26 protein-coding genes and 1 tRNA gene are annotated in these 26,062 nt (G+C 73.3%); 17 read left to right on the top strand and 10 right to left on the bottom strand.

Going from position 1 to position 26,062, the window contains the following annotated elements:
- Positions 1–19: 19 nt before the first annotated feature.
- From H9623_RS14040 to H9623_RS13995, 10 genes are all read left to right on the top strand, one after another.
- Positions 20–1,303, top strand: coding sequence for a VWA domain-containing protein (locus H9623_RS14040; protein WP_193720663.1), 1,284 nt, complete (start codon positions 20–22; stop codon positions 1,301–1,303).
- Positions 1,300–2,298, top strand: coding sequence for an FHA domain-containing protein (locus tag H9623_RS14035; protein WP_193720662.1), 999 nt, complete (start codon positions 1,300–1,302; stop codon positions 2,296–2,298). The genes H9623_RS14040 and H9623_RS14035 overlap by 4 nt, the downstream gene beginning before the upstream one ends.
- A gap of 201 nt (positions 2,299–2,499) precedes the next feature.
- A complete protein-coding gene (locus H9623_RS14030; RefSeq protein WP_321575449.1) occupies positions 2,500–3,213 on the top strand; it encodes a TetR/AcrR family transcriptional regulator in 714 nt (237 codons plus the stop codon).
- Between the two features lie 80 nt (positions 3,214–3,293).
- Positions 3,294–5,063, top strand: coding sequence for an oleate hydratase (locus H9623_RS14025; RefSeq protein ID WP_193720661.1), 1,770 nt, complete (start codon positions 3,294–3,296; stop codon positions 5,061–5,063).
- A 191-nt stretch (positions 5,064–5,254) separates the two neighbouring features.
- Positions 5,255–5,776: a hypothetical protein gene (locus tag H9623_RS14020; RefSeq protein WP_193720660.1), complete on the top strand. Its 522-nt coding sequence runs from the start codon at positions 5,255–5,257 to the stop codon at positions 5,774–5,776.
- A 194-nt stretch (positions 5,777–5,970) separates the two neighbouring features.
- On the top strand, positions 5,971–6,705 hold the full coding sequence (locus H9623_RS14015) for a biotin transporter BioY (RefSeq protein WP_321575448.1): 735 nt from the start codon (positions 5,971–5,973) through the stop codon (positions 6,703–6,705).
- Between the two features lie 18 nt (positions 6,706–6,723).
- Positions 6,724–8,148 carry a class I adenylate-forming enzyme family protein gene (locus H9623_RS14010; RefSeq protein ID WP_193720659.1) on the top strand — a complete coding sequence of 475 codons (1,425 nt, stop codon included), beginning with the start codon at positions 6,724–6,726 and terminating at the stop codon, positions 8,146–8,148.
- Positions 8,145–9,329, top strand: a complete 1,185-nt coding sequence (locus tag H9623_RS14005; RefSeq protein WP_193720658.1) for a thiolase family protein — start codon at positions 8,145–8,147, stop codon at positions 9,327–9,329. The genes H9623_RS14010 and H9623_RS14005 overlap by 4 nt, the downstream gene beginning before the upstream one ends.
- 11 nt (positions 9,330–9,340) lie before the next feature.
- The gene (locus H9623_RS14000; RefSeq protein ID WP_193720657.1) at positions 9,341–10,087 is read left to right on the top strand and encodes an energy-coupling factor ABC transporter ATP-binding protein; all 747 of its coding nucleotides are present in this window, start codon (positions 9,341–9,343) and stop codon (positions 10,085–10,087) included.
- Positions 10,084–10,725, top strand: a complete 642-nt coding sequence (locus tag H9623_RS13995; RefSeq protein WP_193720656.1) for an energy-coupling factor transporter transmembrane component T family protein — start codon at positions 10,084–10,086, stop codon at positions 10,723–10,725. Before H9623_RS14000 ends, H9623_RS13995 begins: the two co-directional genes overlap by 4 nt.
- A 19-nt stretch (positions 10,726–10,744) precedes the next feature.
- Here H9623_RS13995 and H9623_RS13990 read toward each other — a convergent pair whose 3' ends face one another.
- Positions 10,745–11,779 carry a helix-turn-helix transcriptional regulator gene (locus H9623_RS13990; protein WP_193720655.1) on the bottom strand — a complete coding sequence of 345 codons (1,035 nt, stop codon included), beginning with the start codon at positions 11,777–11,779 and terminating at the stop codon, positions 10,745–10,747.
- Between the two features lie 104 nt (positions 11,780–11,883).
- Between H9623_RS13990 and H9623_RS13985 the strand changes: the two genes are divergently transcribed.
- Positions 11,884–12,306, top strand: a complete 423-nt coding sequence (locus H9623_RS13985; protein ID WP_193720654.1) for a VOC family protein — start codon at positions 11,884–11,886, stop codon at positions 12,304–12,306.
- Between the two features lie 25 nt (positions 12,307–12,331).
- Here H9623_RS13985 and H9623_RS13980 read toward each other — a convergent pair whose 3' ends face one another.
- The 7 genes from H9623_RS13980 to H9623_RS13950 form a co-directional block, all read right to left on the bottom strand.
- Positions 12,332–13,282: an aminoglycoside phosphotransferase family protein gene (locus H9623_RS13980; protein WP_193720653.1), complete on the bottom strand. Its 951-nt coding sequence runs from the start codon at positions 13,280–13,282 to the stop codon at positions 12,332–12,334.
- Between the two features lie 166 nt (positions 13,283–13,448).
- Positions 13,449–14,345 carry an RNA polymerase sigma-70 factor gene (locus tag H9623_RS13975; protein ID WP_321575447.1) on the bottom strand — a complete coding sequence of 299 codons (897 nt, stop codon included), beginning with the start codon at positions 14,343–14,345 and terminating at the stop codon, positions 13,449–13,451.
- A gap of 10 nt (positions 14,346–14,355) precedes the next feature.
- Positions 14,356–14,946 (bottom strand): carboxymuconolactone decarboxylase family protein, encoded by a 591-nt coding sequence (locus H9623_RS13970; RefSeq protein WP_193720652.1) that lies wholly within the window; start codon positions 14,944–14,946, stop codon positions 14,356–14,358.
- A 147-nt stretch (positions 14,947–15,093) separates the two neighbouring features.
- On the bottom strand, positions 15,094–16,377 hold the full coding sequence (locus H9623_RS13965) for an MFS transporter (RefSeq protein ID WP_193720651.1): 1,284 nt from the start codon (positions 16,375–16,377) through the stop codon (positions 15,094–15,096).
- The gene (locus H9623_RS13960) at positions 16,374–17,024 is read right to left on the bottom strand and encodes an ArsR/SmtB family transcription factor (protein ID WP_193720650.1); all 651 of its coding nucleotides are present in this window, start codon (positions 17,022–17,024) and stop codon (positions 16,374–16,376) included. Before H9623_RS13960 ends, H9623_RS13965 begins: the two co-directional genes overlap by 4 nt.
- Positions 17,025–17,077: 53 nt before the next feature.
- Positions 17,078–18,184, bottom strand: coding sequence for a GmrSD restriction endonuclease domain-containing protein (locus H9623_RS13955; RefSeq protein WP_321575446.1), 1,107 nt, complete (start codon positions 18,182–18,184; stop codon positions 17,078–17,080).
- A gap of 1,000 nt (positions 18,185–19,184) precedes the next feature.
- Positions 19,185–19,955 carry a phosphatase PAP2 family protein gene (locus H9623_RS13950; RefSeq protein WP_193720648.1) on the bottom strand — a complete coding sequence of 257 codons (771 nt, stop codon included), beginning with the start codon at positions 19,953–19,955 and terminating at the stop codon, positions 19,185–19,187.
- A gap of 149 nt (positions 19,956–20,104) precedes the next feature.
- Here H9623_RS13950 and H9623_RS13945 point away from each other — a divergent pair, with 149 nt between their 5' ends.
- Positions 20,105–20,254, top strand: coding sequence for a hypothetical protein (locus tag H9623_RS13945; RefSeq protein WP_193720647.1), 150 nt, complete (start codon positions 20,105–20,107; stop codon positions 20,252–20,254).
- Positions 20,255–20,377: 123 nt separating this feature from the next.
- On the opposite strand, the gene H9623_RS13940 is transcribed toward H9623_RS13945, so the two are convergent.
- Complete coding sequence (locus H9623_RS13940; protein WP_193720646.1) at positions 20,378–20,953, bottom strand: type 1 glutamine amidotransferase domain-containing protein; 576 nt, start codon at positions 20,951–20,953, stop codon at positions 20,378–20,380.
- A gap of 130 nt (positions 20,954–21,083) precedes the next feature.
- On the opposite strand from H9623_RS13940, the gene orn reads away from it, so the two are divergent.
- The 4 genes from orn (at position 21,084) to H9623_RS13920 (ending at position 24,761) form a co-directional block, all read left to right on the top strand.
- A complete protein-coding gene (gene orn / locus H9623_RS13935; RefSeq protein WP_193720645.1) occupies positions 21,084–21,809 on the top strand; it encodes an oligoribonuclease in 726 nt (241 codons plus the stop codon).
- A gap of 70 nt (positions 21,810–21,879) precedes the next feature.
- Positions 21,880–21,955, top strand: a tRNA-His gene (locus H9623_RS13930).
- Positions 21,956–22,083: 128 nt separating this feature from the next.
- Positions 22,084–23,490, top strand: coding sequence for an FAD-binding oxidoreductase (locus tag H9623_RS13925; protein WP_321575445.1), 1,407 nt, complete (start codon positions 22,084–22,086; stop codon positions 23,488–23,490).
- Positions 23,487–24,761 (top strand): class I SAM-dependent methyltransferase, encoded by a 1,275-nt coding sequence (locus tag H9623_RS13920; RefSeq protein ID WP_193720644.1) that lies wholly within the window; start codon positions 23,487–23,489, stop codon positions 24,759–24,761. Before H9623_RS13925 ends, H9623_RS13920 begins: the two co-directional genes overlap by 4 nt.
- 79 nt (positions 24,762–24,840) lie before the next feature.
- Here H9623_RS13920 and H9623_RS13915 read toward each other — a convergent pair whose 3' ends face one another.
- The gene (locus tag H9623_RS13915) at positions 24,841–25,233 is read right to left on the bottom strand and encodes a nuclear transport factor 2 family protein (protein WP_193720643.1); all 393 of its coding nucleotides are present in this window, start codon (positions 25,231–25,233) and stop codon (positions 24,841–24,843) included.
- A 296-nt stretch (positions 25,234–25,529) separates the two neighbouring features.
- Between H9623_RS13915 and H9623_RS13910 the strand changes: the two genes are divergently transcribed.
- Complete coding sequence (locus H9623_RS13910; RefSeq protein WP_193720642.1) at positions 25,530–26,009, top strand: aromatic ring-opening dioxygenase LigA; 480 nt, start codon at positions 25,530–25,532, stop codon at positions 26,007–26,009.
- The last annotated feature ends 53 nt before the right edge of the window (positions 26,010–26,062 follow it).

Below are 26,062 nucleotides of genomic sequence, written 5' to 3'. Positions count from 1 at the left end.
ACGAAGGAGCCCAGAACCCATGGCCGAGTTCTCCGCCGAGGTCTTCCAGAACGAGTTCCTGTCCGAGGGCGCCACGGATGTGCACGCCATCGTGACCGTGACCGCCCGCGGGGCGGGCCAGGCGGGGGCCGCGACCTCCGGGGGCGGTGTCGCCGAGATCATCATGGTCGACACGTCCGGCTCCATGTCAGGGCGCAACATGGAGTCCGCCAAGTACGCGGCTCAGGTCGCGGTCGACCAGATCCTCGACGGGACCTGGTTCGCGATCGTCGGCGGCAGCCACGTCGCGCAGCGCGCGTTCCCCTACCCGAACGCGCGCGTCGCGATGGTCCAGATGGAGCCTGCGGCGCGTGAGGAGGCCAAGCGGGCCATCGCGATGATGAGCCCGTCGGGCGGCACCGCGATGAGCACGTGGCTCCAGCTCGCGGCCCAGCTCTTCGACACCGTGCCCCAGGCCGCCCAGCGCCACGCGATCCTGCTGACGGACGGCAAGAACGAGTCCGAGCCGCGCGAGAACCTGTCGCAGGTCGTGCGCAACGTGACCGGGAAGTTCCAGTGCGACGCGCGCGGCGTCGGGTCCCGCTGGCAGGTCGACGAGCTGCGCGAGATCTCGACGGCCCTGCTCGGGACGGTCGACCTCATCGCCGATCCGAGCGAGATCGCGGCCGACTTCTCGTCGCTCATCCAGAAGTCCATGTCGCGCGGCGTGGCCTCCGCGGACCTGCGCGTGTGGGCCCCGCAGGGCGCGCAGGTGCTGTTCGTGCGCCAGGTCGCCCCGACGGTCGAGGACCTCACGACCCGCCGCGCCGTGGTCAACCCCCTCACGGGCTCCTACCCCACGGGGTCGTGGGGCGACGAGTCCCGCGACTACCACGTGGCCGTGCGCGTGGCCTCGAAGCCCGTGGGCTCCGAGCAGCTCGCGGCGCGCGTGCAGCTCGCCGTGAACGGCGAGGTCGTCTCGTCGGGCCTCGTCAAGGCCAAGTGGTCCGACGACGGCTCGCTCACCACCCGCATCAACCCCGAGGTCGCGCACTACACGGGCCAGGCCGAGCTCGCGTCCGCGATCCAGGAGGGCCTCGCGGCCAAGGCCGCGGGCGACGAGGCGACCGCCACGGTCAAGCTCGGCCGCGCCGTCCAGCTCGCCGCAGAGACCGGCAACGACGAGGCGACCTCACGCCTGCGCAAGGTCGTCGAGATCGAGAGCGAGGAGCAGGGCACCGTGCGGCTCAAGCGCAACACCGACAAGCTCGACGAGATGGCCCTCGACACCGCCTCGACCAAGACCACGCGGGTCAAGCGATGAGCGCGATCTGCCCCAACGGGCACACGTCCGAGTCGACCGACTACTGCGACGTGTGCGGCGAGCCCATGGGGGCCGCGTCGAGCAGCGCGTCGGGGGCGGTGTCCTCCGGCTCCGCGGGGGCCGGCGCGCCCGCTGCCGGTGCTGGTGCCGGTGGTGGCGAGCCCATCGCGTGCCCGCACTGCTCCTTCCCGGCCGCGGCCGGGGCACTGTTCTGCGAGAACTGCGGGTACGACTTCACGACGGGTTCGCTGCCCGAGCCCGCCGGGGCGCCGTCGGCCGCGACCCCTGCGCCACTCGCTCCCCCCGCGTCCTCGCTCGACCTGGACCCGGTCGCTCCCCCTCCGGGGTCGCCCGCGGCCGCGCCGTCGCCCGACCCCCTGTCGGCTCCGGCAGCCCTCACGCCGCCCGGGACCGGTCCCGAGGCGGGTGGCCCGTCGACTGCCGCGGTCGCCGCTGGCGCCCCGGGGACGGGTCCGCTCGTCGCTCCCGGTGCTCCTGTCGACCCGGCCGAGGGCGAGGCGACGTCCGCGCGGACGGGCGCGACGCCGTCGGGCTCCGGGACGCACCTGCCCACCCCGCCCGTGCCGGGCGAGGACCAGTGGGTCGTCGAGGTGTGGATCGACCCCGACTGGTACCAGGCGCAGAAGGCCGAGGACCCGTTGCCGTCCGCCGGACTGCCGGGGCTCGTGGTCCTGCGCGAGCGCAGCGTGCTCGTGGGGCGCCCGTCGGCGTCGCGCAACATCCACCCGCAGATCGACTGCGGCGCCGACTCGGGCGTCTCGCGGCGGCACTGCCAGCTCAACACCGACGGGCAGCGCTGGTGGGTCGAGGACCTCCAGTCGTCCAACGGGACGTACCTGAGCCCAGCGGGCGGCGAGCTGCCGATCGACCCGATCCCCGCCGGCCAGCGCCGCGAGGTCGCCGACGGCGACCGCATCTACCTCGGTGGGTGGACGCGGCTCGTGATCCGCAAGGCGATGCCCGGCGAGGTCTGAGAGCGGGGTGTGTTGTTCGCGCAGCCACCACCATTGTGGTGGCTGCGCGAACAACACACCTGTCCCCGGACACCGGTCGAGCCGCTGACCGTCAGGAGATCGCCCCGTCCTGATGCGCACGGTGACGGCTCGTTCCCCGGTTGCACGCCCCACCTCGCGGAGTACGCTCAAAAATGAGCACACTCACCAGGAGGTGGTGTCGTGATCGCCACGGCAGCAGCGAACGAGCTCCGCACGACTCCCCCGACCGGGCGCCGCCAGCGTGCGATGCGCGAGAAGGAGAAGCGCATCTTCGAGGCGGCCTCGACGCTGTTCGACCAGCGCGACTTCCAGCACGTCGTGACCCAGGAGATCTCCGAGCGTGCCGACGTCGCGGTCGGGACCCTGTTCCGGTACGCGGCGTCCAAGGGCGAGCTGCTGCTCATGGTCTACAACGAGCACCTCCGCGAGGCTGTCGCGGCCGGCGAGAGAGCGTCGACCGGGATCGACGACCCGGCCGACGCCGTGGTCGCGCTCGTCGCACCGATCCTCGTCGAGAGCTCGAAGCACGCGCAGAACGCGGCGGCATACCAGCGCGAGCTGTTGTTCGGCTCCCCCGAGGAGAAGTACCGGATCGAGGGACTGGCCCTCGTCGAAGGCCTCGAGGCGCGGATCGCCGAGCGGCTGGTCGCGGCAGCGAGCCCCGCCCCCGGTGCGTCGGGCACCGGTCCCGGCCCAGCGGTGGAGGTACCCGACGCCGTCGGGCAGGACGCCTCCCGCGCGGCCCGCAGCGTCTTCGCGGTGCTCCACCTGCTGCTCGCCCAGGCCTCGACCGGCGTGCACCCGAGCCGCGACGCCTCGGTCGAGCTCGACGCGCAGGTGCGCCAGATCGTCCGCGGGTTCCTCGCGACCGTCGCCCCCGCACCCACCCCCTGACGTCCGGGCCGAGGGCGGAGATCCCGCCCCGGCCCGTGCTGCACCTACTTCAGAAGATCCGTCGATGAAGGGAATGGCACATGTTCTACAGCAGCGGCAACTACGAGGCGTTCGCGCGACCGCGCAAGCCCGAGGGAGCGGAGAGGAAGTCGGCCTGGTTCGTCGGCGCCGGCCTCGCGTCCCTGTCCGGGGCAGCCTTCATGATCCGTGACGGGCAGGTCCCCGGGAGCCGGATCACGATCCTCGAACGCCTCAAGCTGCCGGGCGGCGCCCTCGACGGCATCCGGGAGCCCAAGAAGGGATTCGTCGTGCGCGGCGGACGCGAGATGGAGGACCACATGGAATGTCTGTGGGACCTCTTCCGGTCGGTGCCGTCGATCGAGATCGACGGGGCGTCGGTCCTCGACGAGTTCTACTGGCTCAACAAGGACGACCCGAACTTCTCCCTGCAGCGCGTGACCGAGAAGCAGGGGCAGGACGCGCACACCGACGGCCTCTTCACGCTCAACGACAAGGCCCAGAAGGACCTCGTCAAGCTCTTCCTCGCGACCCGCGAGGAGATGGAGGGCAAGCGGATCAACGAGGTCCTGGGCAAGGACTTCCTCGCGAGCAACTTCTGGCTCTACTGGCGCACCATGTTCGCGTTCGAGGAATGGCACAGCGCCCTGGAGATGAAGCTGTACCTGCACCGGTTCGTGCACCACGTCGGCGGGCTGCCCGACTTCAGCGCCCTGAAGTTCACCAAGTACAACCAGTACGAGTCGCTCGTGCTGCCGCTCACCCGCTGGCTCATCGACCAGGGCGTGACGTTCCACTTCCAGACCGAGGTCACGGACATCGACTTCGACATCACGCCCGAGCGCAAGCTCGCGACGCGGATCCACTGGATCAAGGACGGCGAGGAGGGCGGCGTCGACCTGGGCGAGGACGACCTGGTGCTCACCACGATCGGCTCGCTCACCGAGAACTCCGACGACGGTGACCACCACACCGCCGCGAAGCTCGACGAGGGCCCGGCCCCGGCCTGGGACCTGTGGAAGAACATCGCCCGGCGCGACCCGTCGTTCGGGCGCCCCGAGGTGTTCTGCACCAACATCCCCGAGAGCAAGTGGGAGTCCGCGACCGTCACCACGCTAGACGCCCGCATCCCGGAGTACATCCAGAAGATCGCCAAGCGCGACCCGTTCAGCGGCGGCGTCGTGACGGGCGGGATCGTGACCGTGCGCGACTCGTCCTGGCTCATGAGCTGGACGGTCAACCGGCAGCCGCACTTCAAGCAGCAGCCCGAGGACCAGATCGTGGCCTGGGTCTACTCGCTGTTCGTCGACACCCCCGGGGACTTCGTCAAGAAGCCCATGCAGGAGTGCACGGGCGAGGAGATCACCCAGGAGTGGCTCTACCACCTGGGCGTTCCCGTCGAGGAGATCCCCGAGCTCGCGGCGACGGGTGCCATGACGGTGCCCGTCATGATGCCGTACGTGACCTCGTTCTTCCTGCCCCGCCGGGCAGGCGACCGCCCCGACGTCGTCCCCGAGGGGGCCGTGAACTTCGCGTTCATCGGCCAGTTCGCCGAGACCACGCGCGACACGATCTTCACGACCGAGTACTCGGTGCGTACCGGCATGGAGGCGGCCTACCAGCTCCTCGGAATCGAGCGGGGTGTGCCCGAGGTCTTCAACTCGACCTACGACGTGCGCAAGCTGCTCGCCGCGACCACACGCCTGCGCGACGGCGAGGAGCTGCACATCCCCGGCCCCGGCATCCTGCGCAACCGCCTGCTGCGCAGGATCGACGCGACCGAGATCGGAGAGCTGCTCAGCGAGTTCGGGCTGCTGCACGAGAAGAAGTAGGGCGGGTCGTCGCACCGCGTCCGGCTCCCCGGGGGTGGGGTGCGTTGTTCGCGTCGTCGCAACAATCGTGGTGACTGCGCGAACGACACACCCCACCCCCCGGGGCCGTCCCGACCGGGAACGGGGTGCGGCCGGACGACCACGCACATCGACGAGCGCATCCTGCCCCCTCGAGGGGGCAGGATGCCGGTATGAGCACAGCATCAGCCGGCCCTCTGTCCGGCTACGTTCTCGAGGTGGTGCGCAACGACAGGTCCACGACCCTGTGGTGGGGTGAGGGGGCCGACGGCGGCGACGTCGTCGCGACGCGCAGCGGCAGGGTGCTCACGTGGATGAGCCCCGAGGCCTGCTTCGCCGCGGCGGCCGTCGAGGGCTGGGAAGTGGCTCACGACGAGGTGACGCGGATGGACCTGACTCCTGCCCTCGAGTGGCTGGCTCGCCGACGAGCCCTGGATGCCGAGGCGGCTCTGAACGCGTGGAACCTGGCAGGCGACATGGCGCGCAGCACGGGAACACCCTGGGGAGACCGTGGGCGCGTCGCGGACGCCTGTCACGACAAGCTCACCGTGGCGTGCGTCCCGTGGCTCGTCGGGCAGGACGACTGCTCGCCCCGTTGGACCGTGACCGAGGAGCGATACCTGCGCAGGCGAGTCGGTGCGGCGATCGCGCTGGTGGCCCAGCAGGTCGCGGGGCGTCGCCACCTCCGCCCCTAGACCCGCGCCGGGACGATTCCTCAAGCCGGGACCCCCACGAAAGGCCCCGGTTGGAGGTTTCCTCCAACCGGTTGTCGACTTCCCCCAACGCTCCCAGCACTCCGTGATCCATGACGCCGACGCGCCGGCGCCCCGTCCCCGACAAGAGTGGACACGTGCCACCCGGCACCTCACGCCCTTCCCGAGGAGACCCCGTGGCCCGCTCAGTGCGCACCGACCTGCCCGCAGAACTGCCCGCTGACGTCCCCGGCGGCGAGCACCCCGACGCACCGGTGTCGCACGAGCCGGCACCCCGCAGTGCGGGCTCCGAGACCTCCGCGACCTCCCGCTGGCGCCTCACCGCCGCCGACGCCGCCCGCATCGCGACCTTCGCCGCGCTGACCGCGGTCCTCGGCATGCCCGGCTCGCTGGCCCTGTTCGGCAACGCGGTCCCGATCACGCTCCAGACCCTGGGCGTCATGCTCGCCGGTGCCCTCCTGGGCGCGTGGCGCGGTGCGCTCGCGATGCTCACCTTCCTCGCCCTGGTCGCGGCGGGCCTCCCGCTCCTGTCGGGCGGCCGCGGCGGCCCCGCGGTCTTCGTGGGCCCGTCGGTCGGCTACCTGATCGGGTTCGTGGCGGGCGCTGCGGTCGTCGGCCTGATCGTCGAGCGCTTCCGCACCCTGACGTTCTGGCGGGTCCTGGTCGCGAGCGTCGTGGGCGGCATGCTCGTCATGTACGCCCTGGGCATCCCGCTCCAGGCGCTCGTCACGGGCTTCCCGCTCCAGACCGTCGCGACCGGGTCGCTCATGTACCTCCCGGGCGACCTCCTCAAGGCCGTGATCGCGGCCTCCGTCACGGTCGGCGTGGTCCGCGCCTACCCCTCGGCGTCGCCGCTGCGTCACGACGCGAAGGCACCGATGAACCTGCCCGCCGCGAGCCCCGCGGCCTGATCGACCTACGATCCCCTCATGCCCGTCGCCCGCACCGTCATCGCGCACGCCCGCAGCTCCGCAGGGGGTCGCTGCGCGCTGCGCTCACCGGAACGCTCCCGCACCTACCGAGCCCTCGCCGCGGACGTCGTGGCGGGAGCGGAGTTCTTGCGGGCGACCGGGACGGTCGTGGGCGACGTCGTCGCGATCTCGCTGCCCGACCCGGTCGACCTCCTCACGGCCCTCCTCGCGGTCGACCTCGCGGGAGCCACCCCCCTGGTCTGCGACCACTCGTGGTCGCGGGCCCAGCGCGCCGAGGTCCTGCGGACCATCGCCCCGGCGGGCTTCGTCGAGGTCCCGCTCCCGCGGGGCACCGCGCTGGACGCGCTGACCCCGCTGAGCACCCCGGGCGGGCCCGACGACGTCGCTCACCCCGAGCCCTCGGCCTCGGACCTCGCATGGGCCGGGTTCTCGTCGGGCAGCACGGGTCGCCCGCGCGCCGTGGTCCGCACGCGCGGCTCGTGGGTCGGGTCGTTCGAGGCGGCGGCCCGCCTCACGGGCACCAAGCCCGAGGACACCGTGCTGGTGCCCGGCCCGCTCGCGTCCTCGCTCTACTGCTTCGCGGCCGTGCACGCGCTCGCGACCGGGGCGTGCGTCCAGCTCGCCACGGGGGACGCTGCGATCACGACGGCCCTGGCGACCTCCGACGTCGTGCACCTCGTCCCCTCGGCGCTCGAACCGATCCTCGACGCGATCGAGGCGGGGGCCCCGAGCCGTCTGCGGACCGCCGTGGTCGGCGGCGCCTCGCTGCCCACGGACGTGCGCGAGCGCGCGGCGCGCGCCGGGGTCGCCGTCGTGACGTACTACGGGGCCGTCGAGCTGTCGTTCGTCGCGATCGACGCCGAGGGCACGGGCCTGCGCCCTTTCCCCGGGGTCGAGGTCGAGGTGCGCGAGCTGCCCGGCGCGACGCTGGGCGAGGTGTGGGTCCGCTCGCCGTGGGTCGCGCACGGCTACCTCGCGCACGCGACCGGCCCGTTCCGCCGCGACGGCGAGTGGTGCACCGTGGGCGACCTCGCCGAGGTCCCCGGACCCGGCGAGCGGGGCGCCCCGCTGGTGCTGCGCGGACGCGGCGACGGCGCCATCCTCACGGGGGGCGCGACCGTGGTCCCGGAGGACGTCGAGGTCGTCCTGCGCGCGATCCCGGGCGTCGAGGACGTCGTGGTCGTCGGCACCCCGCACCGGCGCCTGGGCGCGGTCGTGACGGCCGTGGTCCAGTGCGCCGACCGGCCAGGGCTGCGCGCCCACCTCGAACGGGTCGCCCGGGCCTCGCTCTCCACGGCCCAGCGCCCGCGGCGCTGGTACGGCGTGCGCGAGCTGCCGCGGACGCCGTCGGGCAAGGCTGCACGCGGCGCGATCAGCGAAGCCCTGCTGTCCGGCGGCCCCGCGTACGAGGCGCTGCGGTGAGCGCCAGCAGCGCCCCCGTGATCGTCGCGGCCCGGCGCACGTGGATCGGGACGGCGGGCCACGGGCACGCCGACGTCGGCGCGGCGGACCTCGCGGCGCCCGTCCTCGCGGCGGCCCTCGCCGACCTCCCGGCGAGCCACGGCCTGACCGTCGAGGACGTCGCGCTCGGCAACTGCACGGGACCGGGCGGGAACCTGGCGCGGGTCGCGGTGCTGGCCGCCGCGCTCGACGACCCCGCGGGACCGCTCACCGAGCAGGTCCCGGGCATCACGGTCGACCGGCAGTGCGGCAGCGGGCTGGCCGCGATCCTCCTCGCGGCCCACGGGGTCCGCGCGGGCGAGGGAGACCTGGTCCTGGCGGGCGGCGTCGAGAGCCCGTCGACCGCGCCCCTGCGCGCGCGCCGCCCCCGACGAGGCTCGACCGCTCCCCCGATCCCGTACGACCGCGCGCCCTTCACCCCGCCCGAGTACGGCGACCCCGACATGGGGGCCGCCGCCGACACCCTGGCCCGCGACCTGGGCATCGGCCGCGAGCGCCAGGACGCCTACGCCGTCCGCTCGCACGCACGCGCCCTGGCGGCTCACGCGGCGGGCCGCTTCGACGCCGAGGCCGTCGCGGTGGGCGACCTCGCACGCGACGAGCGCGCCCGGGCGCTGGACCCCGCGCTGCTCGCGCGCCTGCCGTCGGCGTTCACACCGGGCGGCGCGGTGACGGCGGGCAACGCGAGCCCGATCAGCGACGGGGCGGCGGTCGTCGCGGTCGTGCCCGAGCACGTGCGGGCGAGGCTGGGCCTGCCCGGCCTGCGGCTCGTGCGCGGAGTGACGCGCGGGTCGGACCCGCGCCTGCCCGGGTGGGGGCCCGTCCCGGCAGTGCGGGAGCTGCTCGCGCGCACCGGCCGAGGCATCGACGACCTCGCCGCGATCGAGCTCGTCGAGGCGTTCGCGGCCCAGGTCCTGGCCTTCACGGACGCCCTCTCCCTGCCCGACGACGACGCGCGCCTCTGCGCGGACGGCGGCGCCCTGGCCCTGGGCCACCCGTGGGGAGCGAGCGGGGCCGTGTCGGTCGTTCGGTTGTTCTCGCGGCTCGTGCGCTCGGGCGCACCGACGGGTTCGCTCGGGCTGACTGCCGCAGCCGTCGGCGGCGGGCTGGGAGTGAGCGCCCTGTTCGAGGTGGTCCGATGAGAGGGACGAGCATGCGGACAACGGCAGCGACGGGAGCACAGGATCAGACGACCGCGCCGCCCGAGGTGGGCTGCGTCGTCGGGCTGGAAGACGTGCACGTGCGCCTGGGCGAGCGCGACGTGCTGCGCGGGATCACCGTGGACCTCACGGAGCGGCGCATCGGGATCGTGGGGGCCAACGGCTCGGGCAAGAGCACCCTGGCCCGGCTGCTCAACGGGCTCGTCCTGCCCACGCGTGGGACCGTCCGCGTCGACGGCCTGGACACCCGGCGCTCGGGCGGCCAGGTCCGCCGGCGCGTGGGCTTCGTGTTCTCCGACCCCGACGCCCAGATCGTCATGCCGACCGTCGCCGAGGACGTCGCCTACTCCCTGCGCCGCGGCGAGCACGACCGTCCCGCGCGCGACCGGCTCGTCACGGACTGGCTCGCCCGCCACGGCCTCGACGGGCACGCCGACCACCCCGCCCACCTGCTCTCCGGCGGGCAGAAGCAGCTCCTCGCGCTCACGTCCGTGCTCGTGACCTCCCCGCGGCTCGTGGTCGCCGACGAACCCACGACCCTGCTCGACCTGCGCAACACGCGCCGCGTCGCCGCGCTGCTCGCCGAGATCCCGCAGCAGGTCGTGCTCGTCTCGCACGACCTCGACCTCATGGCGGGCTACGACCGCGTCCTCGTGATCGACGACGGGCAGGTCGTGGCCGACGACGAACCCGCCCCCGCGATCGCGTACTACCGCCGACTCCTGGACGAGCGACCGTGACCGGTGCGCCGACGACCACCCCGCACCGGGCGACGAGCCACGCGGCCGGGGCCTACGTCGTCGGGCGCTCGCTGCTGCACCGCGCCCCCGCCGGGCCCAAGCTCGCCGCGCTCATGCTCTGCTCGCTCGCCCTGCTGCTCGTCCGCTCCCCCGCGGGCGTCGGGACCGCGACCCTCGTGGTCACGGGGCTCTACGCGCTCGCCGGCCTCGGGCCCCGCGCCGCGTGGGGCCAGGTGCGTCCCCTGCGCATGTTCCTGCCCGTCGTCTTCGCGCTCCAGTGGTGGCTCATGGACCTCACCTCCGCCGCGGTGCTCAGCACGCGGCTCGTGGTCCTCGTGGCGCTCGCGGGGCTCGTCACGTGCACCACACGGGTCAGCGACCTGCTCGCGGCGATCGAGCGCGGGCTCTCGCCCCTGGCGCGCGTGGGTGTGGACGTCGAGCGCATCGCGCTGGTGCTGGCCCTCGCGCTGCGCAGCGTGCCCGTGATCGCCGACCTCGCCGGTCGCGTCCGCGACGCCCAGCGGGCCCGCGGCCGCGAGCGCGACGTCCGGGCCTTCGCGGTGCCGCTCGTCGTGGGCTCGATGCGGCAGGCCGACGCGCTGGGCGAGGCCCTGCGGGCGCGCGGGTTCGACGACTGAGGTCGCGGTGCCACGCGGGTCACCGAGGTCGGTCGCCGGGCTCCGAGGCCCGCTGGAACCGCCGGGCGAGCTCCCCGAACGCCACCCGGAGCTCGTCCGGCTGCAGCACGTGCACATCGGCCTCGAAGCGTCCGAGCAGCGCAGCCAAGGCGACCCACGACCACGAGCCCACCTCGACGCTGCACCGGTCCGGGCCCAGGTCCTCGACGACGCCGTCCTCCACGAACGGCGCCACGGCCCGGGCGGGAAGGTCGACGACCACCTTCCCGCGGCACGGCCAGTCGTTCGCGGACCACCCCTTGAAGCGTGCCGCGACGAACTCCCGGACGTCGTCCTCGGGGAGCGTCCGGGGCGTGAACCGTGGACCGGTGTGCGCGCGCAGGGCCATGCGGTCGACCCGGAAGATCCGCCAGTCCGCGACCCCCAGGTCCCACGCCACGAGGTACCAGCGCCCCCGCGAGGCCACGAGGTGGTGCGGCTCGGCCCGCCGGGGCGGTCGCAGCAGGTCGGCGGTGGCTGCTGCGCCCTCGACGCCCGTCCGGGTGACGGCCTCCGCGGTGTAGTCGAAGCGCACGACCTCGCGCGCACGGATCGCGGTCGACAGCAGCACGAGGTCGTCCGTCACGTCCGCCGTACCGGCCGGGTTCGCGGGCGCGTCGGCGGTGAGCGTCGTGAACTGCAGCGCGTCCACGCGGTGACGCAGCCGAGAGGGCATGACGCGGCGGATCGTGGCGAGCGCCCGCCCGGCCGCCTCGTCGACACCCGCCCCCGCCAGCGGCACGGCCCGTAGCGCCACGGCGATGGCCGTGACCTGGTCGTCGTCGAGCAGCAACGGCGGCAGCTCCGCGCCGGAGTCCAGGCGGTACCCGCCGATCGACCCTCGCCCGGCCGTGATCTCGTAGCCCATGTCGCGCAGACGCTCCACGTCGCGGCGCACCGTACGCAGGCTGACCCCCAGCCGCCCGGCGAGCACCGGCCCCGGCCACTCGCGGCGTGCCTGGAGCAGCGACAGCAGCGCGAGCAGCCGCGAGGCGGTGCCGGCGGGCTGGTACATGTCCCCATGCTACGAACCATGAGGACAGGAACTGACCTCATGGATCGGCACAGTGGTCCTCGACGGGGCACGAGCCCCGCGAACGAACCGCCCGAGGAGCCGACATGACCATCACCACCACGACGCACCTGAACTTCCGCGGCGACGCCCGCGACGCCCTGGCCTTCTACCGGTCGGTCTTCGGCGGGGACCTCGCCGCCGTGACCTACGCCGAGGCGCACGCCGTGACCGATCCCGCCGAGGCGGACCAGATCATGTGGGGCCAGGTCACCTCCGACGCCGGGTTCCGCGTCATGGCCTACGACGTCCCCTCGCACACGCGCCACGACCCCGGCGTCATGCCGGTCTTCGTGTCCGTCCGCGGCACGGACCCCGACGAGCTGCGCCGCTGCTGGGACGGGCTCGCCGACGGCGCCACGACCCTCGTGCCGCTCGCGGAGGCTCAGTGGTCCCCGCTGTACGGCATGCTCACGGACCGCTTCGGGGTGACCTGGGTGCTCGACGTCGAGGTCCCCTGGAACGGGTGACCTGCGCCCGCCCGCACCCCGCTGATCATGCCCGCCGCTGCTCGAGCCACTCGATCGCGGCGACCCCCTGGTTGCGCTGCAGAGCGCGCAGGGTCGGCTGGTCCAGCGGGGCGGGCTGCCGTGCCGCGTCGAGGAAGTACCCCGCGAGTCCCGCGAGGAACGCGTCGACGTCGTCGCGCGCTGCTCCCCGGAACAACGGGTGGGACGACACGATCCGGTCGACGTCGACCGTGCTGCCCCCGGCGCGCGCGTCGAGGAGCAGCGTGAGGCCGTCGAGCCAGCGGGCCCCCGTCGCCGCCGAGCACCAGTCGACGACCCACACCCGGGCGGACGCGTCGATCAGCACGTCGTCCACGCGCAGTCCGAGATGGACGAGCCGGTCGCCGTGCACCGCCCGGGCGGCCCCGGCCGCGAGCGCCTCGAGCTCGTCGAGGTGGTCGGCTGCCCAGGACGGCAGCGTCGACAGGGCGTCGTCGGCCCGCAGCCGGGACCAGCCGGCGAAGGTGTGCGCGAGCTCGGGGGCCGCGTCGGGGAACGGCGAGGCACCGTGGGCACGCACCACGGGCTGCTCGAACAGCGCACCGAGCACCGCGATGAGCTCCCGACGCTCGGACGGCAGGGTCGGGCGGCGACCGTCGACGTCCTCGATGACGAGAGCGACCCACTCGTCGGAGTCGTGCGCCCCGAGGAGGCGCGGCGCGGGCGCCGCGTCGGGCAGGCGGCCCAGCACGTCGAGCTCGCGGCGCAGCAGGTCGTGGGCGACGGCGTCGTGCGACCGGCTCACGGCCTTGACGAACGCCCTGGCTCCCCCGGCCGTGCGCACGCGGTCCGCGCTCACCGAAGAGGCCCCTGGGGCCTGGCTCACGGCCTCGACCACCTCTCCGCCGAGGACGTCCTCGACGTCCTCGCGCACCCGTGGCGGGAGGTCCTGCCAGGTCGTGCGCCGTGTCGAGGTGCTGCGTGGTGTCGAGTCCATCCGGGAGACAGTAGCCGTCGCACGCCGCGATTCCGGTGAGCGCGCGCCCACTCGCCGCCGGGTGCGTCGCCGGGGGGCGACGCGTCGGGTGAGTTCACCCTCGGGCCACGTGCCCGGCGTGCCCGGCGGTCCGGCTGGTGCCCTCGTGCTGCGGGCGCCGGCCGGGTCACCGGCCCAGGTCGACCCCTGTGTCGAGCCAGCCGAGCTTGTCGGGGTTCGCCGTCGTGTACACCTCCGTCACGCGGCGGCCGACCACGACGAGGCTCGCCACGCCGACGAGCCGCCCGTCCAGCTCCATCCGGATCCCCGCCCGGCCGTTGACCCGGGTCGGCGCAGCGACCAGCGATCCACCGGCCTTCGCCATCCCTCCCACGAGGTATCGCGCCAGCCGCTGCGCCCCGACGATCGGTCGCCGGGCCGCGCCGCGTGCCTTGCCGCCGCCGTCGGCGACCGAGACCACGTCCGGCGCGAGGACGCTCAGAAGACCGTCGACGTCCCCCGAGTTGAGCGCGGAGACCAACCGGGCCACGACCTCCTCGTGCTCGCTGCGGACGACGTGCACCCTGGGCCGCCGCGCGGCGACGTGCCCCTTGGCGCGGTGAGCGATCTGCCGCACGGCGGTCGGCGACTTCCCGACGGTCTCCGCGATCTCCGCGTACGGGACGTCGAACACCTCGCGCAGGACGAACACCGCTCGTTCGAACGGCCCGAGCGTCTCGAGCACGGTGAGCATCGCGATCGAGACGCTCTCCGCGAGCTCGACGTCGTCCGCCACGTCGGGGCCGGTCAGCACCGGTTCCGGGAGCCATTCGCCGACGTACTCCTCGCGGCGACGGGCCACCGTGCGGAGGTGGTTCAGCGCCTGTCGGGTCACGACCCGGACGAGGTAGGCGCGGGGCTCACGGACCTCGGACCGGTCGGACGCCGCCCACCGCAGCCACGACTCCTGCAGGACGTCCTCGGCGTCACCCGCCGAGCCCAGCATCTCGTAGGCGATGGTGAAGAGCAGCCTCCGATGGACGACGAACGGGTCGTCGTCGGCCACGCGCGCGACATCTGCCACCTGCACGAGCCTACTCAGCGCCCTGCGAGGCCGACGGCACGGCGAGCGCGGGAAGCCCGCAGGCCGCCGCGAACTCGTCGGAGCGGATGCCGAGCGCGACGTTCATGCGGGCCGACATGTTCATGAACGCCACCCGCGCCGCGAGCTCGACCAGGGCAGCAGGCCCGAGGTCGGCCAGGAGCGCGTCGGACAGCTCGTCGGTCACGGCAGGTGGGGTCAGGCTCGCGGCCTGCGCGTACTCCATGACCCGGCGCTCGCGCGGGGTGAAGACCGACGACTCCCGCCAGCGCGGCACCTCCCGGACCTTCGCGGCGTCGAGCCCGTGGCCGTGCGCCAGGAAGTAGTTGAGGTCGAGGCACGCACCGCAGCCGACCGTCGCGGCCGCCGCCATGGCTGCGTACGTCGCGAGCTCCCGGTCGAGCGCGTCCCACGCGTCGACCTTGCGACCGATCCGCAGGGCGCCCTTCAGGACGCCCTGGTGGTGCCACAGCACCCCGAGCGAGGCGGGCACGTGGCCCAGCATCTTGCGGGCGGCGAGCTTCACGAGCGCCCCGTACGCGCCGGTGACCTCTCTGGTGGGGATCCTGGCTTCGGTGGTCATGGCTTCTCCCTGGTGTCGTCGACGGGTCGTCCGTCGACATGTAGACACCGGCCGGACCTCGCCTGTGACACCTCGGCCGTGACTCCCGCACCCGCGCGACGGGCGTGGGACCGTCCGCGAGGCGGCCGGCGCCGGGCGGATGCTCGGCTACGGCTGCGCGGGTGCGCTCGGCCCGTCCGCACCTGACGCGGGCGCCCCGGACCGCGCCGCGACGTCCTCCCCTGTCGTGGCGCGCGGACCCGTGAGGGCGAGCAGCGCCGAGGCAGCGAGCCCGGCAGCGGTCACGCCCACGAGCACGCGGTAGTCCAGGACCCCGACGGCGCCCGCCGCGACCACGGTCATGACGAGCTGCGGGACGTTGAGCAGCATGTTCGTCGCGGCCGACGTCCGTCCCTGGAGCGTGGCCGGGGTCTTGAGCTGGCGCTCGGTCACGAAGCCGACGATCGCCCACGTCACGCCCAGCCCGATCGCGCCCATGCCCACGACGATCGCCGCGAGGTTCGTGCCCAGCGCGGGCAGGATGCCGAGCGTCACGAGCGCGAGCGCGAGCGCGACCAGACGCTGCGACCCGATCCGTCCGATCATGCGGGCCGCCGTGAGCCCGGCGACGATCGCCGTGACGCCCTGGACGCTCACGATCGGTCCGAGCATCTCGGGGCCCAGCCCCAGGCCGTTCTCGATGATCGCGAAGCTCACCGCGTTGAGCACTCCCACAGCCCCGAACGCGACCGCGAGCGCGACCGTCAGGACACCGAGCGGCGCGGTACGGACCAGGTGACGGAAACCCGCCGTGACCTCGGCGAGGAACGGTTCACGCTCCGCCAGCGGGGTCGGGGGCGTCTCGACCAGCACGATGCGCGAGACGAAGAACGCCGCGACCACGAACGCGACGACGGCCGCGACGACGAGCGGCAGCGGCCCGACCGCGACGTAGACCCCGGCGCCGACGACGGGCACGACGAGCCGGAACGTCTGGTCGATCGTCGTGAGGCGCCCGTTCGCCGGCCCGAGCGCCTCGTCGGGCAGCAGGTCGCGGACGAGCCCCGACTGGGCCGCGGCCGTCGCGAACCCGATCCCCGAGTAGAGGACCGTGACGACGAAGATCAACCAGACCTGGTCAGGGCCCCGGACCGCGAAGAGTGCGAGGAGAGAGACCGCGCCGACGAGGTAGGCGACGACCATCATGCGCCGGCGCGAGACACGGTCCGCGACCTGGCCGAGCAGCGGCGAGACGAGCGCGGGAAGGCCCAGGGCCGCGAGCACCAGGCCCGCGGTCCCGTTCGAGCCCGTGAGGTCCTTGACCCAGACCGCGAAGATGATCGCGAGCACCGAGTCCGCGAAGTTGGTGAAGCCCCATGCGACCGTCAGGAACGCGAAGGGGCGCGTGCGCAGGGCGCGCTCGACGGGCACCGCCCCGGCGTCCGTGGTCATGAGCGGGGCTCGTCGGCCCGAGCCCCCGGGGCGGCCGGGTCCGCGTTGACGACGCCGAAGAACCGCGCGGGCCGTGCGCCCTCGGGCCGCAGCTCGGGGTGAGCCCAGCGCCCTTCGAAGCGGTCGGTGATCCTCTCGAGCTCGCGCGAGAGCTCGTCGAGCTCCTCCGCCGTGGCCCAGAACGAGCTCTTGGTCATCAGCGAGGCCAGCACCCACTCCGGCGACTCGTGGGCCACGCTGTCGATCCAGTCCTTGACGCGAGCCGCCTCGCGGTCGACGACCATGCGCGCGAGCTCCCCCGTGGCCCGCAGCGACCCGGGCTGCTCGGGGTCGTACCGAGAGTTCCGGCTCGAGCCCACGGGCTTCCACGGCTTCTCGCGGCCGATCCTCTCGGCGGGCTCGACGAACCCGTACTTGGCGAGCATGCGCAGGTGGAACGAGCAGCTCGCGACCGACTCCCCCGTGACCTCGGCGCAGCGCGTCGCGGTGGCCTGTCCCTCGTCGTCGAGCAGGTCGAGGATCGCGAGGCGCAGCGGGTGCGCCAGGGCGCGGATGCGCTCCGGGTCGGAGGTCGTGATCGCCTCGCGCTGCGCCGGCGCGGGGACGTGCGCGGGCGGGGGAGCGTCGTCGTCGGACGTGAGCGGCATGTCCGCACGCTACAACTCTAAAGAAGTCTTGCGCAAGGGTTCTTTAGAATCCTCTACTCGCACCCGACCCCGTCCCCGTCACGGTCGAACTTGCGCTGGAACCCGGGGTCGCCATCGACGATCGGGGCCGCCCCCGCAGCCCGCACCGCGTCACAGTTCTGGTAGTAGACGTCGACCGGGGCGGGCTCGGGCTCCGGAGCAGGGGCCGGGGCCGGGGCCGGCGGGACCGGCACCGGGTCGGGAACCACGACGGGCGCCGGGTCGGGAAGGACCACCACGGGATCCGGCCCGGGCGCCGGGACCGGCACGGGCACGACCGGGACCACCGGGTCGCCGGCGGGCTCGAGCGCCGCCTGGGCCGCGTAGGCGCCGTCACCGGTCGGGAGGAGCTGCCCCGGGCAGTCCGACAGGACGCGCGCGATCGCGTCGCGCTCGGCCTGCGTGACCCACAGTCCGTAGGCGGCCTTGACCGCGACCTGCCTCGCGACGTACTCGCAGCGGTAGGCGCGGTTCGGCGGGAGCCAGGTCGCGGCGTCGCCCGCGCCCTTGGCCTGGTTGGCCGGCCCGTCGACGGCGAGCAGGTTGAGCGGGTCGTTCGCGAACCTCTTCCGGGTCTCGGCGTCGAGCTGCTGCGCACCCTTCTGCCAGGCGTCGGACAGGGCGACGACGTGATCGATCTGGACCGCGCTCGAGGTCGCGCTCCCCCGCTGGAACGCGATGGTCGTCGCGGTGTACGGGTCGGCGAGGGTTCCGGTGAGCACGACGCAGTCCTGCGTGCCGGGCTTGAAGGTCTCGCCGGTCAGGTCGCGCCGCAGCAGGTCGTTGCGGGTGTCGCAGCCGTTGCGGTCGGTGTCGGCCCACGCGGGCCCGAACTGCTCACGGTCGTACCCGGTCTTCGGGGCGCGGCCCTTGACCTCGAGCGTGGCGAGCGTGGCGAGCGCGGTCTCGGCGCCCGCCCCCGCCACCGCGTCGTCGAAGCGCACGAGGTCGGCCGGGTCGGCGGTCACGGCGTCGCTCGCCGCGACCACCTCGGGGTCGACCTCGACCAGCCCGACCTCGGGCGCGTCGAGGAGGTCGCTCCGCGTGACGGCGTCGGCCTCGATCACGGGGCCCGCGGCGGGCGAAGCCCTGATCGCGACCGCGACCGCGCCGGTCGACACGAGCGCCGGGCGGCCCCCCCCCGGCGACGGCGGTGAGGCGCGCACGCTGCGAGAGCGGCCGGGGCGCCGCGGGCTGAGCGGCGGCCTGTCGCTCGACCGACCGGGCGGTCTCCCGCAGCCCTTCGGCGATCTGACCGAGCTCGTCGGCGCTCGCCCCCTGCGCCGCGCGGGTGGCCCACAGGACGGCGGTGGCACCCGCGACCTCGGCCCCGCGCGGGAACGCGACCCCGCACTCGAGGACACGGGTCGCCACGTCGATGCGCACGTGGTCGGCGCCCCGCACGACCTGGGTGACGGAGGCCCACTTCCAGACGCGCGCCCGCCCGTCCGACCCGACGAACCGTGCGGCCTTGTCGGTCACGAACAGCGTCCCCTGCCCGACCGCCGTGGGCACCTTGGCCCCCGCGCGCCCCCGCGGCTCGACGAGCCGGACGCCGTCGAGCACGAGCCGGACCTTCTCGCTGCCCGGCACCCGGACGTCCGAGCGCGGGACGGCGCCGTCGATCATGGCGAGGACGAGGTCCGCCGTGCCCTCGTCGAACGGCGGCGGTCCGGCGGTCCGGCGGTGACGCACCCACAGCCACCGCCCTCCGAGCAGGGCGAGCACCACGAGGTAGAGCACCTCGAAGACCCACCCGAGGACCGACCGCTGCGTCGAGGGCAGCCCGGCGCCCATCTCGACCGCGATCCAGGTCCCCAGCTGGTAGGGCCAGGTCACCGCGTAGTACGCGACGGCGACCCCGACGACCAGGGCGATCAGGCCAGGGGCTCCACCAGCAGACTTCTTCGCCATCACCGCGTCCTCCGGGTCGTGCCGTGCGGTGCCGTGAAGCCGGTGCGCGCGGTCGGTCGTGCGCGCTCAAGGTAGTGCACAACCCCTCGGACCGGACGCGAGGGCCGGAGAGAACTCGAGCGTTCCCCTGGGAACTGGCTGGTCCACAGCCCGCCCCCGTGCGGAATTCACCCGTGCGGAGCCCTCAGGGCGAGGCTCGGGCGGCGCTCAGGCCGCGGCGATCGCTCGCGGCCGGTCGCGCGCGAGGTCGTGCAGCCGGTCGATCACGACCACGCCACCGAGCACCGCGACGGCCAGGCTCGCGCCCGCGAGCACGTCGGTCACGAAGTGGTACCCGAGGTAGAGCCGGCTCCCGCCGACCACGACGATCACGACCACGCTCACCACGACCCACAGGACGAACACGAGCCGACGCTGCCGCCCCTCCTTCCACTGCCGCCACACGAGGTACCCGCCGACGAGCACCAGGGTCGCCGCGCCGATCGTGTGCCCCGACGGGAACGAGAAGCTGTGCTCGACGCCCGCGACGACCATGTCGGACTCGTCGGGCCGCGGCCGGGCGACGAGCATCTTGAGCAGGGTCGAGGTGAGCGTCGACGCGATCATGGCCCCCACGAGCAGCCCCGGCTCCCACCACCGCCTGGTCGCGAGCCCCCACCACAGGCAGGCCGCGGCCACGACGATCGGCAGCACCACGGGCCCGAAGATGTTCGTGATGAACGTCAGGACCGCGGTCGCGGTCGCGGTGCGGTGCGCGACCATCCAGTCCAGGACCACGTCGTCGGCGAACCAGAGGTCCTCCCGCTCGCGCACCGAGTCGTAGACGACCAGGAAGCCCAGAACACCGATCACGATCAGGACCAGTCCGGGCAGCGCGGCGACGAGCCGCGCACGCCACACCTCGCCCGTGCCCGACGGCGCGCTCTCCCCCGTGCTCACGTCACCTCGGGCGTCGCGCGCCTCGTCGTCGTGGTTCATCCCAGGAGCCTAGGGAGAAAAAGGGGTGCGCCGCTCGGCGAGGAGGTGGAAGTGTGGCCCCCATCACCGCGGTGGCGCCCGTCCGGTCCGTACCGGGCGGTGGAGGACCCGGCCAGGTCCACGAATCCGACGTCACGAGAGACACCACCATGCATCCACAGCTGATGTTCGACGTCGCCGACCTCGGTCGGCGCGAACAGCTCCAGGAGCAGACCCTCCGCCGCAGGAACCTGCGTCGGACGACGACGCGACTGCCCGAGCACACCCGCGAGGCACGCCGGCCCCGCGACACCGCATGAACCGGCCCGGCTCCCCGGCTCCACGCCGGGCGCCCGCACGACGAAGGCCCTGACCTCCCCGCACGGGGAGTCAGGGCCTTCGCGCTGCCCGGGACGCGCCGTCCGGGTGAGGCCTGGGGGCTGTCAGGGGCGCGGGGCGCTCGCACGCACGGCCGCGTCGACCTCGCGCAGGAAGTCGGGCAGGTCGTCGGGGGTGCGCGACGTCACGAGGACCCAGCCGCCCGTGTCGTCGGTCACGACCGAGCGGTCCACCCAGGAGCCGCCCGCGTTGCGGACGTCGGTGCGCAGCGACGGGTAGGACGTGAGGGTCTTGCCGGCGAGCACGTCCGCCTCGACGAGCGCCCACGGGCCGTGGCAGATCGCGGCGACCGGTCGACCCGAGGTGGCGAAGGACCGCACCGCCTCGATCGCCTTCCCCTCGAGCCGCAGCGAGTCGGCGTTGAGCGTCCCCCCGGGCACGAGCAGCAGGTCGTAGCCCGCCGGGTCGACGTCCTGCAGCCGGAGCGTGGGCTCGACGGTCGCACCAGGGTCCTGGTCGCCCACGAGGGTCTCGATCACGTCGCTCGTGACGGCCGCGACGTCGACCTCCGCGCCCGCGGAGCGCAGGTGCTCGACCGGCACCACCAGCTCGTCCTGCTCGACGCCGTAGTTGGTCACGATCGCCAGGACGCGACGGCCTGCCAGGTCGGTGTCAGCCATGGATGTCTCCTTCTCGTCGTGGTGGAGCACCCGGGAACGGGTGCCCCCGGGTCCACCTCGACCGTAGGTCGGGCCCGTCCGGCTCGCAGGGCGGGCCGCCGTGTCGTCCCTCACGGCCTAGGCTGTGGGCGTGAGCCCTGTGAACACCAACGACCGCATCGTGTGGATCGACTGCGAGATGACCGGCCTCGACCTGGGCGCCGACGCGCTCATCGAGGTCGCCGCCGTCGTCACCGACTCCGAGCTGAACGTCCTGGGCGAGGGGGTCGACGTCCTCATCACGCCACCCGCCGAGGCGATCGAGCAGATGGGTGACTTCGTCCGCGAGATGCACACCACGTCGGGTCTGCTCGAGGAGCTGCCCGGCGGCACGACCATGGCCGACGCGCAGGCCCGCGTGCTCGACTACATCCGCACCTGGGTCCCCGAGCCCGGCAAGGCTCCGCTCGCGGGGAACTCGGTCGGCACGGACAAGACGTTCCTCGAGCGGGACATGCCCGAGCTCGTGGGTCACCTGCACTACCGGATCGTCGACGTGTCCTCGATCAAGGAGCTCGCACGCCGCTGGTACCCGCGCGTGTACTTCGCGTCCCCCGCCAAGACGGGCGGGCACCGGGCGCTGGGCGACATCCTCGACAGCATCGACGAGCTGCGCTACTACCGTGAGGCGCTCTTCGTGCCGCAGCCCGGCACGGACTCCCGGACCGCGAAGGCGATCGCCGAGCGGATCAAGGAGACGTCGGTCGGGACGACGCTCGGGAAGTCGCCCTCCGCCGGGACCGACGCGGCGGCCGAGAGCCCTGCCACGGACCTCGGTCCCGCCCCGACCGGGACCGGCACCGGAAACCTGTCCTGAGAGCCCTCAGAAACCAGGTACACTTTTCGACGGCTGCTAGAACGGTTCCTCGGAACCCGAGCAGGCCGTGGTGGGTATAGCTCAGCTGGTAGAGCACCTGGTTGTGGTCCAGGGGGTCGCGGGTTCAAGTCCCGTTACTCACCCCACGGGAAGAGGCTCCTCGCGTTCGCGCGAGGGGCCTCTTCTGCTTCTCCCGACCTCGCGCGACCGTCGAGGAGCCGTGTGATCCCGCTCACCGGTGGCGGGTCCGCCAGCCCGTCCTACAGTGGGTGAGGTGTCAGCCTCCGCGAACACTGCCGTCCGTGGTGAGCACCAGCATGAACAGGCCGTGGCTGCCTTGGTGCGCTCCTCCGCCGCCGTCGATCCCGATCGTCCGCTGCGCCTGGCGAAGCGGACGACCAACCTGTTCCGCCCCAGACGCCCGTCTCCCGGGCCGGGTCTCGACGCGTCGGGCCTGACGGGGGTGATCTCGGTCGACGACGCCGCGGGCACCGCGGACGTGCAGGGCATGTGCACGTACGAGGACCTCGTCGCGGTCACGCTCCCCCACGGCCTGGTCCCGACGGTCGTCCCGCAGCTCCGCACGATCACGGTCGGCGGCGCCCTGGCGGGTCTCGGCATCGAGTCGAGCTCGTTGCGCAACGGCCTGCCGCACGAGGCGGCGCTGGAGATCGACGTGCTGACGCCGTCGGGCGAGGTCGTCACGGCGACGCCCACGGGCGAGCACGCCGACCTGTTCCACGCGTTCCCCAACTCGTACGGGACGCTGGGCTACGCGACGCGCGTGCGGTTGCGCCTCGACCGGGCGGAGCCGTTCGTCGCGCTCCGCAACGTCCGCCTCCACTCGGTCGCAGAGGTCGCTTCCGCGGTCGCCAAGATCGCGGCGGACGGGTCGTGGGACGGCGAGCGCGTCGACTTCTGCGACGGGGTCCTGTTCGCTCCGGGCGAGGTGTACCTGTGCCTGGGGCGCTACGCGGCCCGCGAGGAGGCGCGCGCGCTGCGCCCCGCGCCGAGCGACTACACGGGGCAGCGGATCTACTACCTCTCGCTGCCCGAGCGCCCCACGGACGTCCTGCGCACGCTCGACTACCTGTGGCGCTGGGACACGGACTGGTTCTGGTGCTCGCGCGCGTTCGGGGTGCAGAACCCTGTCGTGCGCAGGCTGTGGCCGCGCCGGTGGCGGCGCTCGGACGTGTACCGGCGGATCGTGGGTCTGGACGAGCGGTGGGACCTGACGGGGAGGCTCGCGGACCTGCGGCACCGGCCACGCAACGAGCGGGTCGTGCAGGACGTCGAGGTGCCGCTCGACCAGCTCGAGAGCTTCATGGCGTGGTTCACGGGGCACGTCCCCATGACGCCCGTGTGGCTGTGCCCGTTGCGGCTCGCGTCGTCCGAGCCGTGGCCGCTGTACCCGCTCGAGCCGCACCGTGCGTACGTCAACGTGGGCTTCTGGGGCGGGGTCCCGATCGCCGAGGGGAGACGTGACGGCGACGTCAACCGTCAGATCGAGATGGCGGTCGCGGTCCGGCACGGCCACAAGTCCTTGTACTCGACGTCCACGTACGGGCGCGAGACGTTCGACACCTTGTACGGCGGCCTCGACTACGCGGCCGTCAAGGACCGGTACGACCCGGCGGGACGCACGCCGACCCTCTACGAGAAGGCGGTGCAGGGAGCATGACGCAGATCGCGGTGGCCGACGTGCTGGACCAGCTCACCGATGCCCCGTTGCCCTTCGGGTTCAGCGCGTACGACGGGTCGAGCGCGGGTCCGGTGGAGGCGCCCTTCCACGTGCACCTGGCCAACGAGCGCGGCCTGCGGTACGTCGCGACGGCGCCCGGCGGGCTGGGCCTGGCGCGGGCCTACGTGGCGGGCGACCTGCAGGTCGAGGGCGTGCCGGGCGGGGACCCGTACCCGTTGCTCCGGGCGGCCGCGGACGGGCTGAGGCTGCGCCGCCCGGGCCCTGCCGAGGCGGCGCGGATCGCTCGCGGCCTGGGCCTGGGGGTCTTGCGCCCGCCCGAACCACCCCCGGAGGAGCACCTGTCGCGGCTGCGCCGGCTCACCGAGGGCCTGCGTCACTCGCGCCGGCGCGACGCCGACGCGATCAGCCACCACTACGACGTGTCGAACGCGTTCTACTCCCACGTCCTGGGGCCGTCCATGACGTACACGTGCGCGTGCTTCCCCACCCCGCAGTCCACGCTCGAGGAGGCCCAGGAGCACAAGTACGCCCTGGTCGCGGGCAAGCTGGGGTTGCGCAGGGGCATGCGGCTGCTCGACGTGGGCTGCGGATGGGGCGGCATGGTCCGGCACGCGGCCCGGTCCGGGGTCCGGGCCCTGGGGGTGACGTTGTCCCGGCAGCAGGCCGAGTGGGCCCAGGCGCGGATCGAGGCCGAGGGCCTCGGTGACCTCGCGGAGGTCCGGTACGGCGACTACCGCGACGTCACGGAGGCCGGGTTCGACGCGGTGAGCTCGATCGGGCTGACCGAGCACATCGGGGTCGCGAACTACCGCTCGTACTTCACGTTCCTCCAGGGGCGCCTGCGGGACGGCGGTCGGCTGCTCAACCACTCGATCACGCGCCCGACGAACACCGCCCGCCCCCGTGCGGGCGGGTTCATCGACCGGTACGTGTTCCCGGACGGCGAGCTCACGGGGTCTGGCCGGATCATCTCGACCATGCAGGACGTGGGGCTCGAGGTGCGTCATGCGGAGAACCTGCGCGAGCACTACGCGATGACGCTGCGCGAGTGGTGCGCGAACCTGACGCGGCACTGGGACGAGTGCGTGGCCGACGTCGGGATCGGCACGGCCCGGGTGTGGGGCCTGTACATGGCGGGGTCGCGGCTGGCGTTCGAGCGCAACGAGATCCAGCTGCACCAGGTCCTCGCGGTGCGTCCGGAGCCGGGCGGGGCGGCGGACTTCCCGCTCCGTCCGGACTGGACGCCGTAGGCCCGACGCCGCCGCTCGCCTCGGGAGCCCGGGCCCGCCCTGGCGGACGGGCGGGGGCTCGAGCGCGTGGGCGCGTGGGTCAGGTCTCGTCGCGGGCGGCCGTGAGGTGTGTGTGCACGCACAGCCACCCGTCGGCGCCGCGGACGAACACGTCGGTGACCCACTCGTCGGAGCCGAACGCCTGCCCCCGGTAGCGGCCGGTGCTGGTGCCGCGTCCGGTGAGGATGGCGACGTCTCCGAGGTCTCGCACGCTGCCCGTGATCCTGCCCATCGACTCGTGCGTGAGGTCTCCCGACCGGACGAGGCTCAGGAAGTCCTCGCGGGACGTGATGCCGTCCTCGCCGATGATCTGCCAGTCGTCGGTCACGAAGCGGCCGATCGCGTCGGGGTCGTCGGCGACGATGGCTCGTCCCCAGGCCTCCTCGACGGCCTCGAGCTCGCGTGCCAGGTCGTGGTCCGTCCTGTGGTTCATCGGGTCCTCTCCCGTCACTGCCTGGTACGGTCCGGACGGCATCGAGGACCTACGTCCCGGTGGTCAGACTCCCTTTGGCCCTACGCTCGGACGCGCGTCATTCCGCGGATTCTCCGCACGTTGACACTCTGTCACCTCCGCGTGACGCAGGCCACAGCCAGGCGCTTGTGAAGGCGTTCACAAGGCCCGTAGAGTCGACTTATCGAAGCGCTCCCCACATAGGGTCCGCGACGAGGATCCACCTCTTCTTCTCACCTCAGGTCGCACCGACCTCTTCCTCTGGGAGCAACATCATCATGACCGCCCGCACCGCTGGCCCCGCCCGCTCTGTCCGCCTCATCGGTACGCTCTCGATCGTCGCAGGCATCGTCCTGCTGCTCGCCGGCGCGGGCACCTGGGCCACCATCACCTCGCAGCTCGCCGCCGAGAAGATCACCGTCTCCGAGGACGCGTCGATGTTCGCCGGCTCCGAGGTCAAGGGGCCCTTCACCGCCTTCGCGCAGGCCCAGATCATCAACGAGCACGCGCTCAACATGAGCGAGGGCAAGACCTACGCCGAGCTCGACAAGGAGGACCCGACCCGCGCGGTCGTCATGAACGGCTCGTTCCTTCGCGCCTCGCTCTTCACCTCGGTCGTCTCCTACGGTGTCAGCGCACTGGTCATGGGCCTCGGCGTCCTCTTCGGCCTCATCGGCTACGCCCTCCGTCAGCTCGGCGCAGCCCCCGCGGTCGTCGACGGATCCACGAACCCCACCCCCGAGGTCGTCAACGCCTGACGGAGCACGTTCCACGATTCTCCCGGCATGGTGAAGGGGCCCCCCCCCCCCCC

It is taken from the genome of Oerskovia douganii, assembly GCF_015142735.1.
Classification (GTDB): domain Bacteria; phylum Actinomycetota; class Actinomycetes; order Actinomycetales; family Cellulomonadaceae; genus Oerskovia; species Oerskovia douganii.
Note: the sequence above shows the minus strand (reverse complement) of the source record. Positions and strands in the feature narration are given on the sequence as shown.

Excerpts from the sequence above, each read along its gene's own strand:
- H9623_RS14020 (WP_193720660.1), top strand. The coding sequence starts at position 5,255 with ATGAGCACAGCATCAGCCGGCCCTCTGTCCGGCTACGTTCTCGAGGTG.
- H9623_RS14000 (WP_193720657.1), top strand. The coding sequence starts at position 9,341 with ATGCGGACAACGGCAGCGACGGGAGCACAGGATCAGACGACCGCGCCG.
- H9623_RS13960 (WP_193720650.1), bottom strand. The coding sequence starts at position 17,024 with ATGCCGCTCACGTCCGACGACGACGCTCCCCCGCCCGCGCACGTCCCC.
- H9623_RS14035 (WP_193720662.1), top strand. The coding sequence starts at position 1,300 with ATGAGCGCGATCTGCCCCAACGGGCACACGTCCGAGTCGACCGACTAC.
- H9623_RS13920 (WP_193720644.1), top strand. The coding sequence starts at position 23,487 with ATGACGCAGATCGCGGTGGCCGACGTGCTGGACCAGCTCACCGATGCC.
- H9623_RS13985 (WP_193720654.1), top strand. The coding sequence starts at position 11,884 with ATGACCATCACCACCACGACGCACCTGAACTTCCGCGGCGACGCCCGC.
- H9623_RS13915 (WP_193720643.1), bottom strand. The coding sequence starts at position 25,233 with ATGAACCACAGGACGGACCACGACCTGGCACGCGAGCTCGAGGCCGTC.
- H9623_RS13970 (WP_193720652.1), bottom strand. The coding sequence starts at position 14,946 with ATGACCACCGAAGCCAGGATCCCCACCAGAGAGGTCACCGGCGCGTAC.
- H9623_RS14025 (WP_193720661.1), top strand. The coding sequence starts at position 3,294 with ATGTTCTACAGCAGCGGCAACTACGAGGCGTTCGCGCGACCGCGCAAG.
- H9623_RS14010 (WP_193720659.1), top strand. The coding sequence starts at position 6,724 with ATGCCCGTCGCCCGCACCGTCATCGCGCACGCCCGCAGCTCCGCAGGG.
- H9623_RS13945 (WP_193720647.1), top strand. The coding sequence starts at position 20,105 with ATGCATCCACAGCTGATGTTCGACGTCGCCGACCTCGGTCGGCGCGAA.
- H9623_RS14040 (WP_193720663.1), top strand. The coding sequence starts at position 20 with ATGGCCGAGTTCTCCGCCGAGGTCTTCCAGAACGAGTTCCTGTCCGAG.
- H9623_RS13965 (WP_193720651.1), bottom strand. The coding sequence starts at position 16,377 with ATGACCACGGACGCCGGGGCGGTGCCCGTCGAGCGCGCCCTGCGCACG.
- H9623_RS13980 (WP_193720653.1), bottom strand. The coding sequence starts at position 13,282 with ATGGACTCGACACCACGCAGCACCTCGACACGGCGCACGACCTGGCAG.
- H9623_RS13990 (WP_193720655.1), bottom strand. The coding sequence starts at position 11,779 with ATGTACCAGCCCGCCGGCACCGCCTCGCGGCTGCTCGCGCTGCTGTCG.
- H9623_RS13910 (WP_193720642.1), top strand. The coding sequence starts at position 25,530 with ATGACCGCCCGCACCGCTGGCCCCGCCCGCTCTGTCCGCCTCATCGGT.
- H9623_RS13950 (WP_193720648.1), bottom strand. The coding sequence starts at position 19,955 with ATGAACCACGACGACGAGGCGCGCGACGCCCGAGGTGACGTGAGCACG.
- H9623_RS13940 (WP_193720646.1), bottom strand. The coding sequence starts at position 20,953 with ATGGCTGACACCGACCTGGCAGGCCGTCGCGTCCTGGCGATCGTGACC.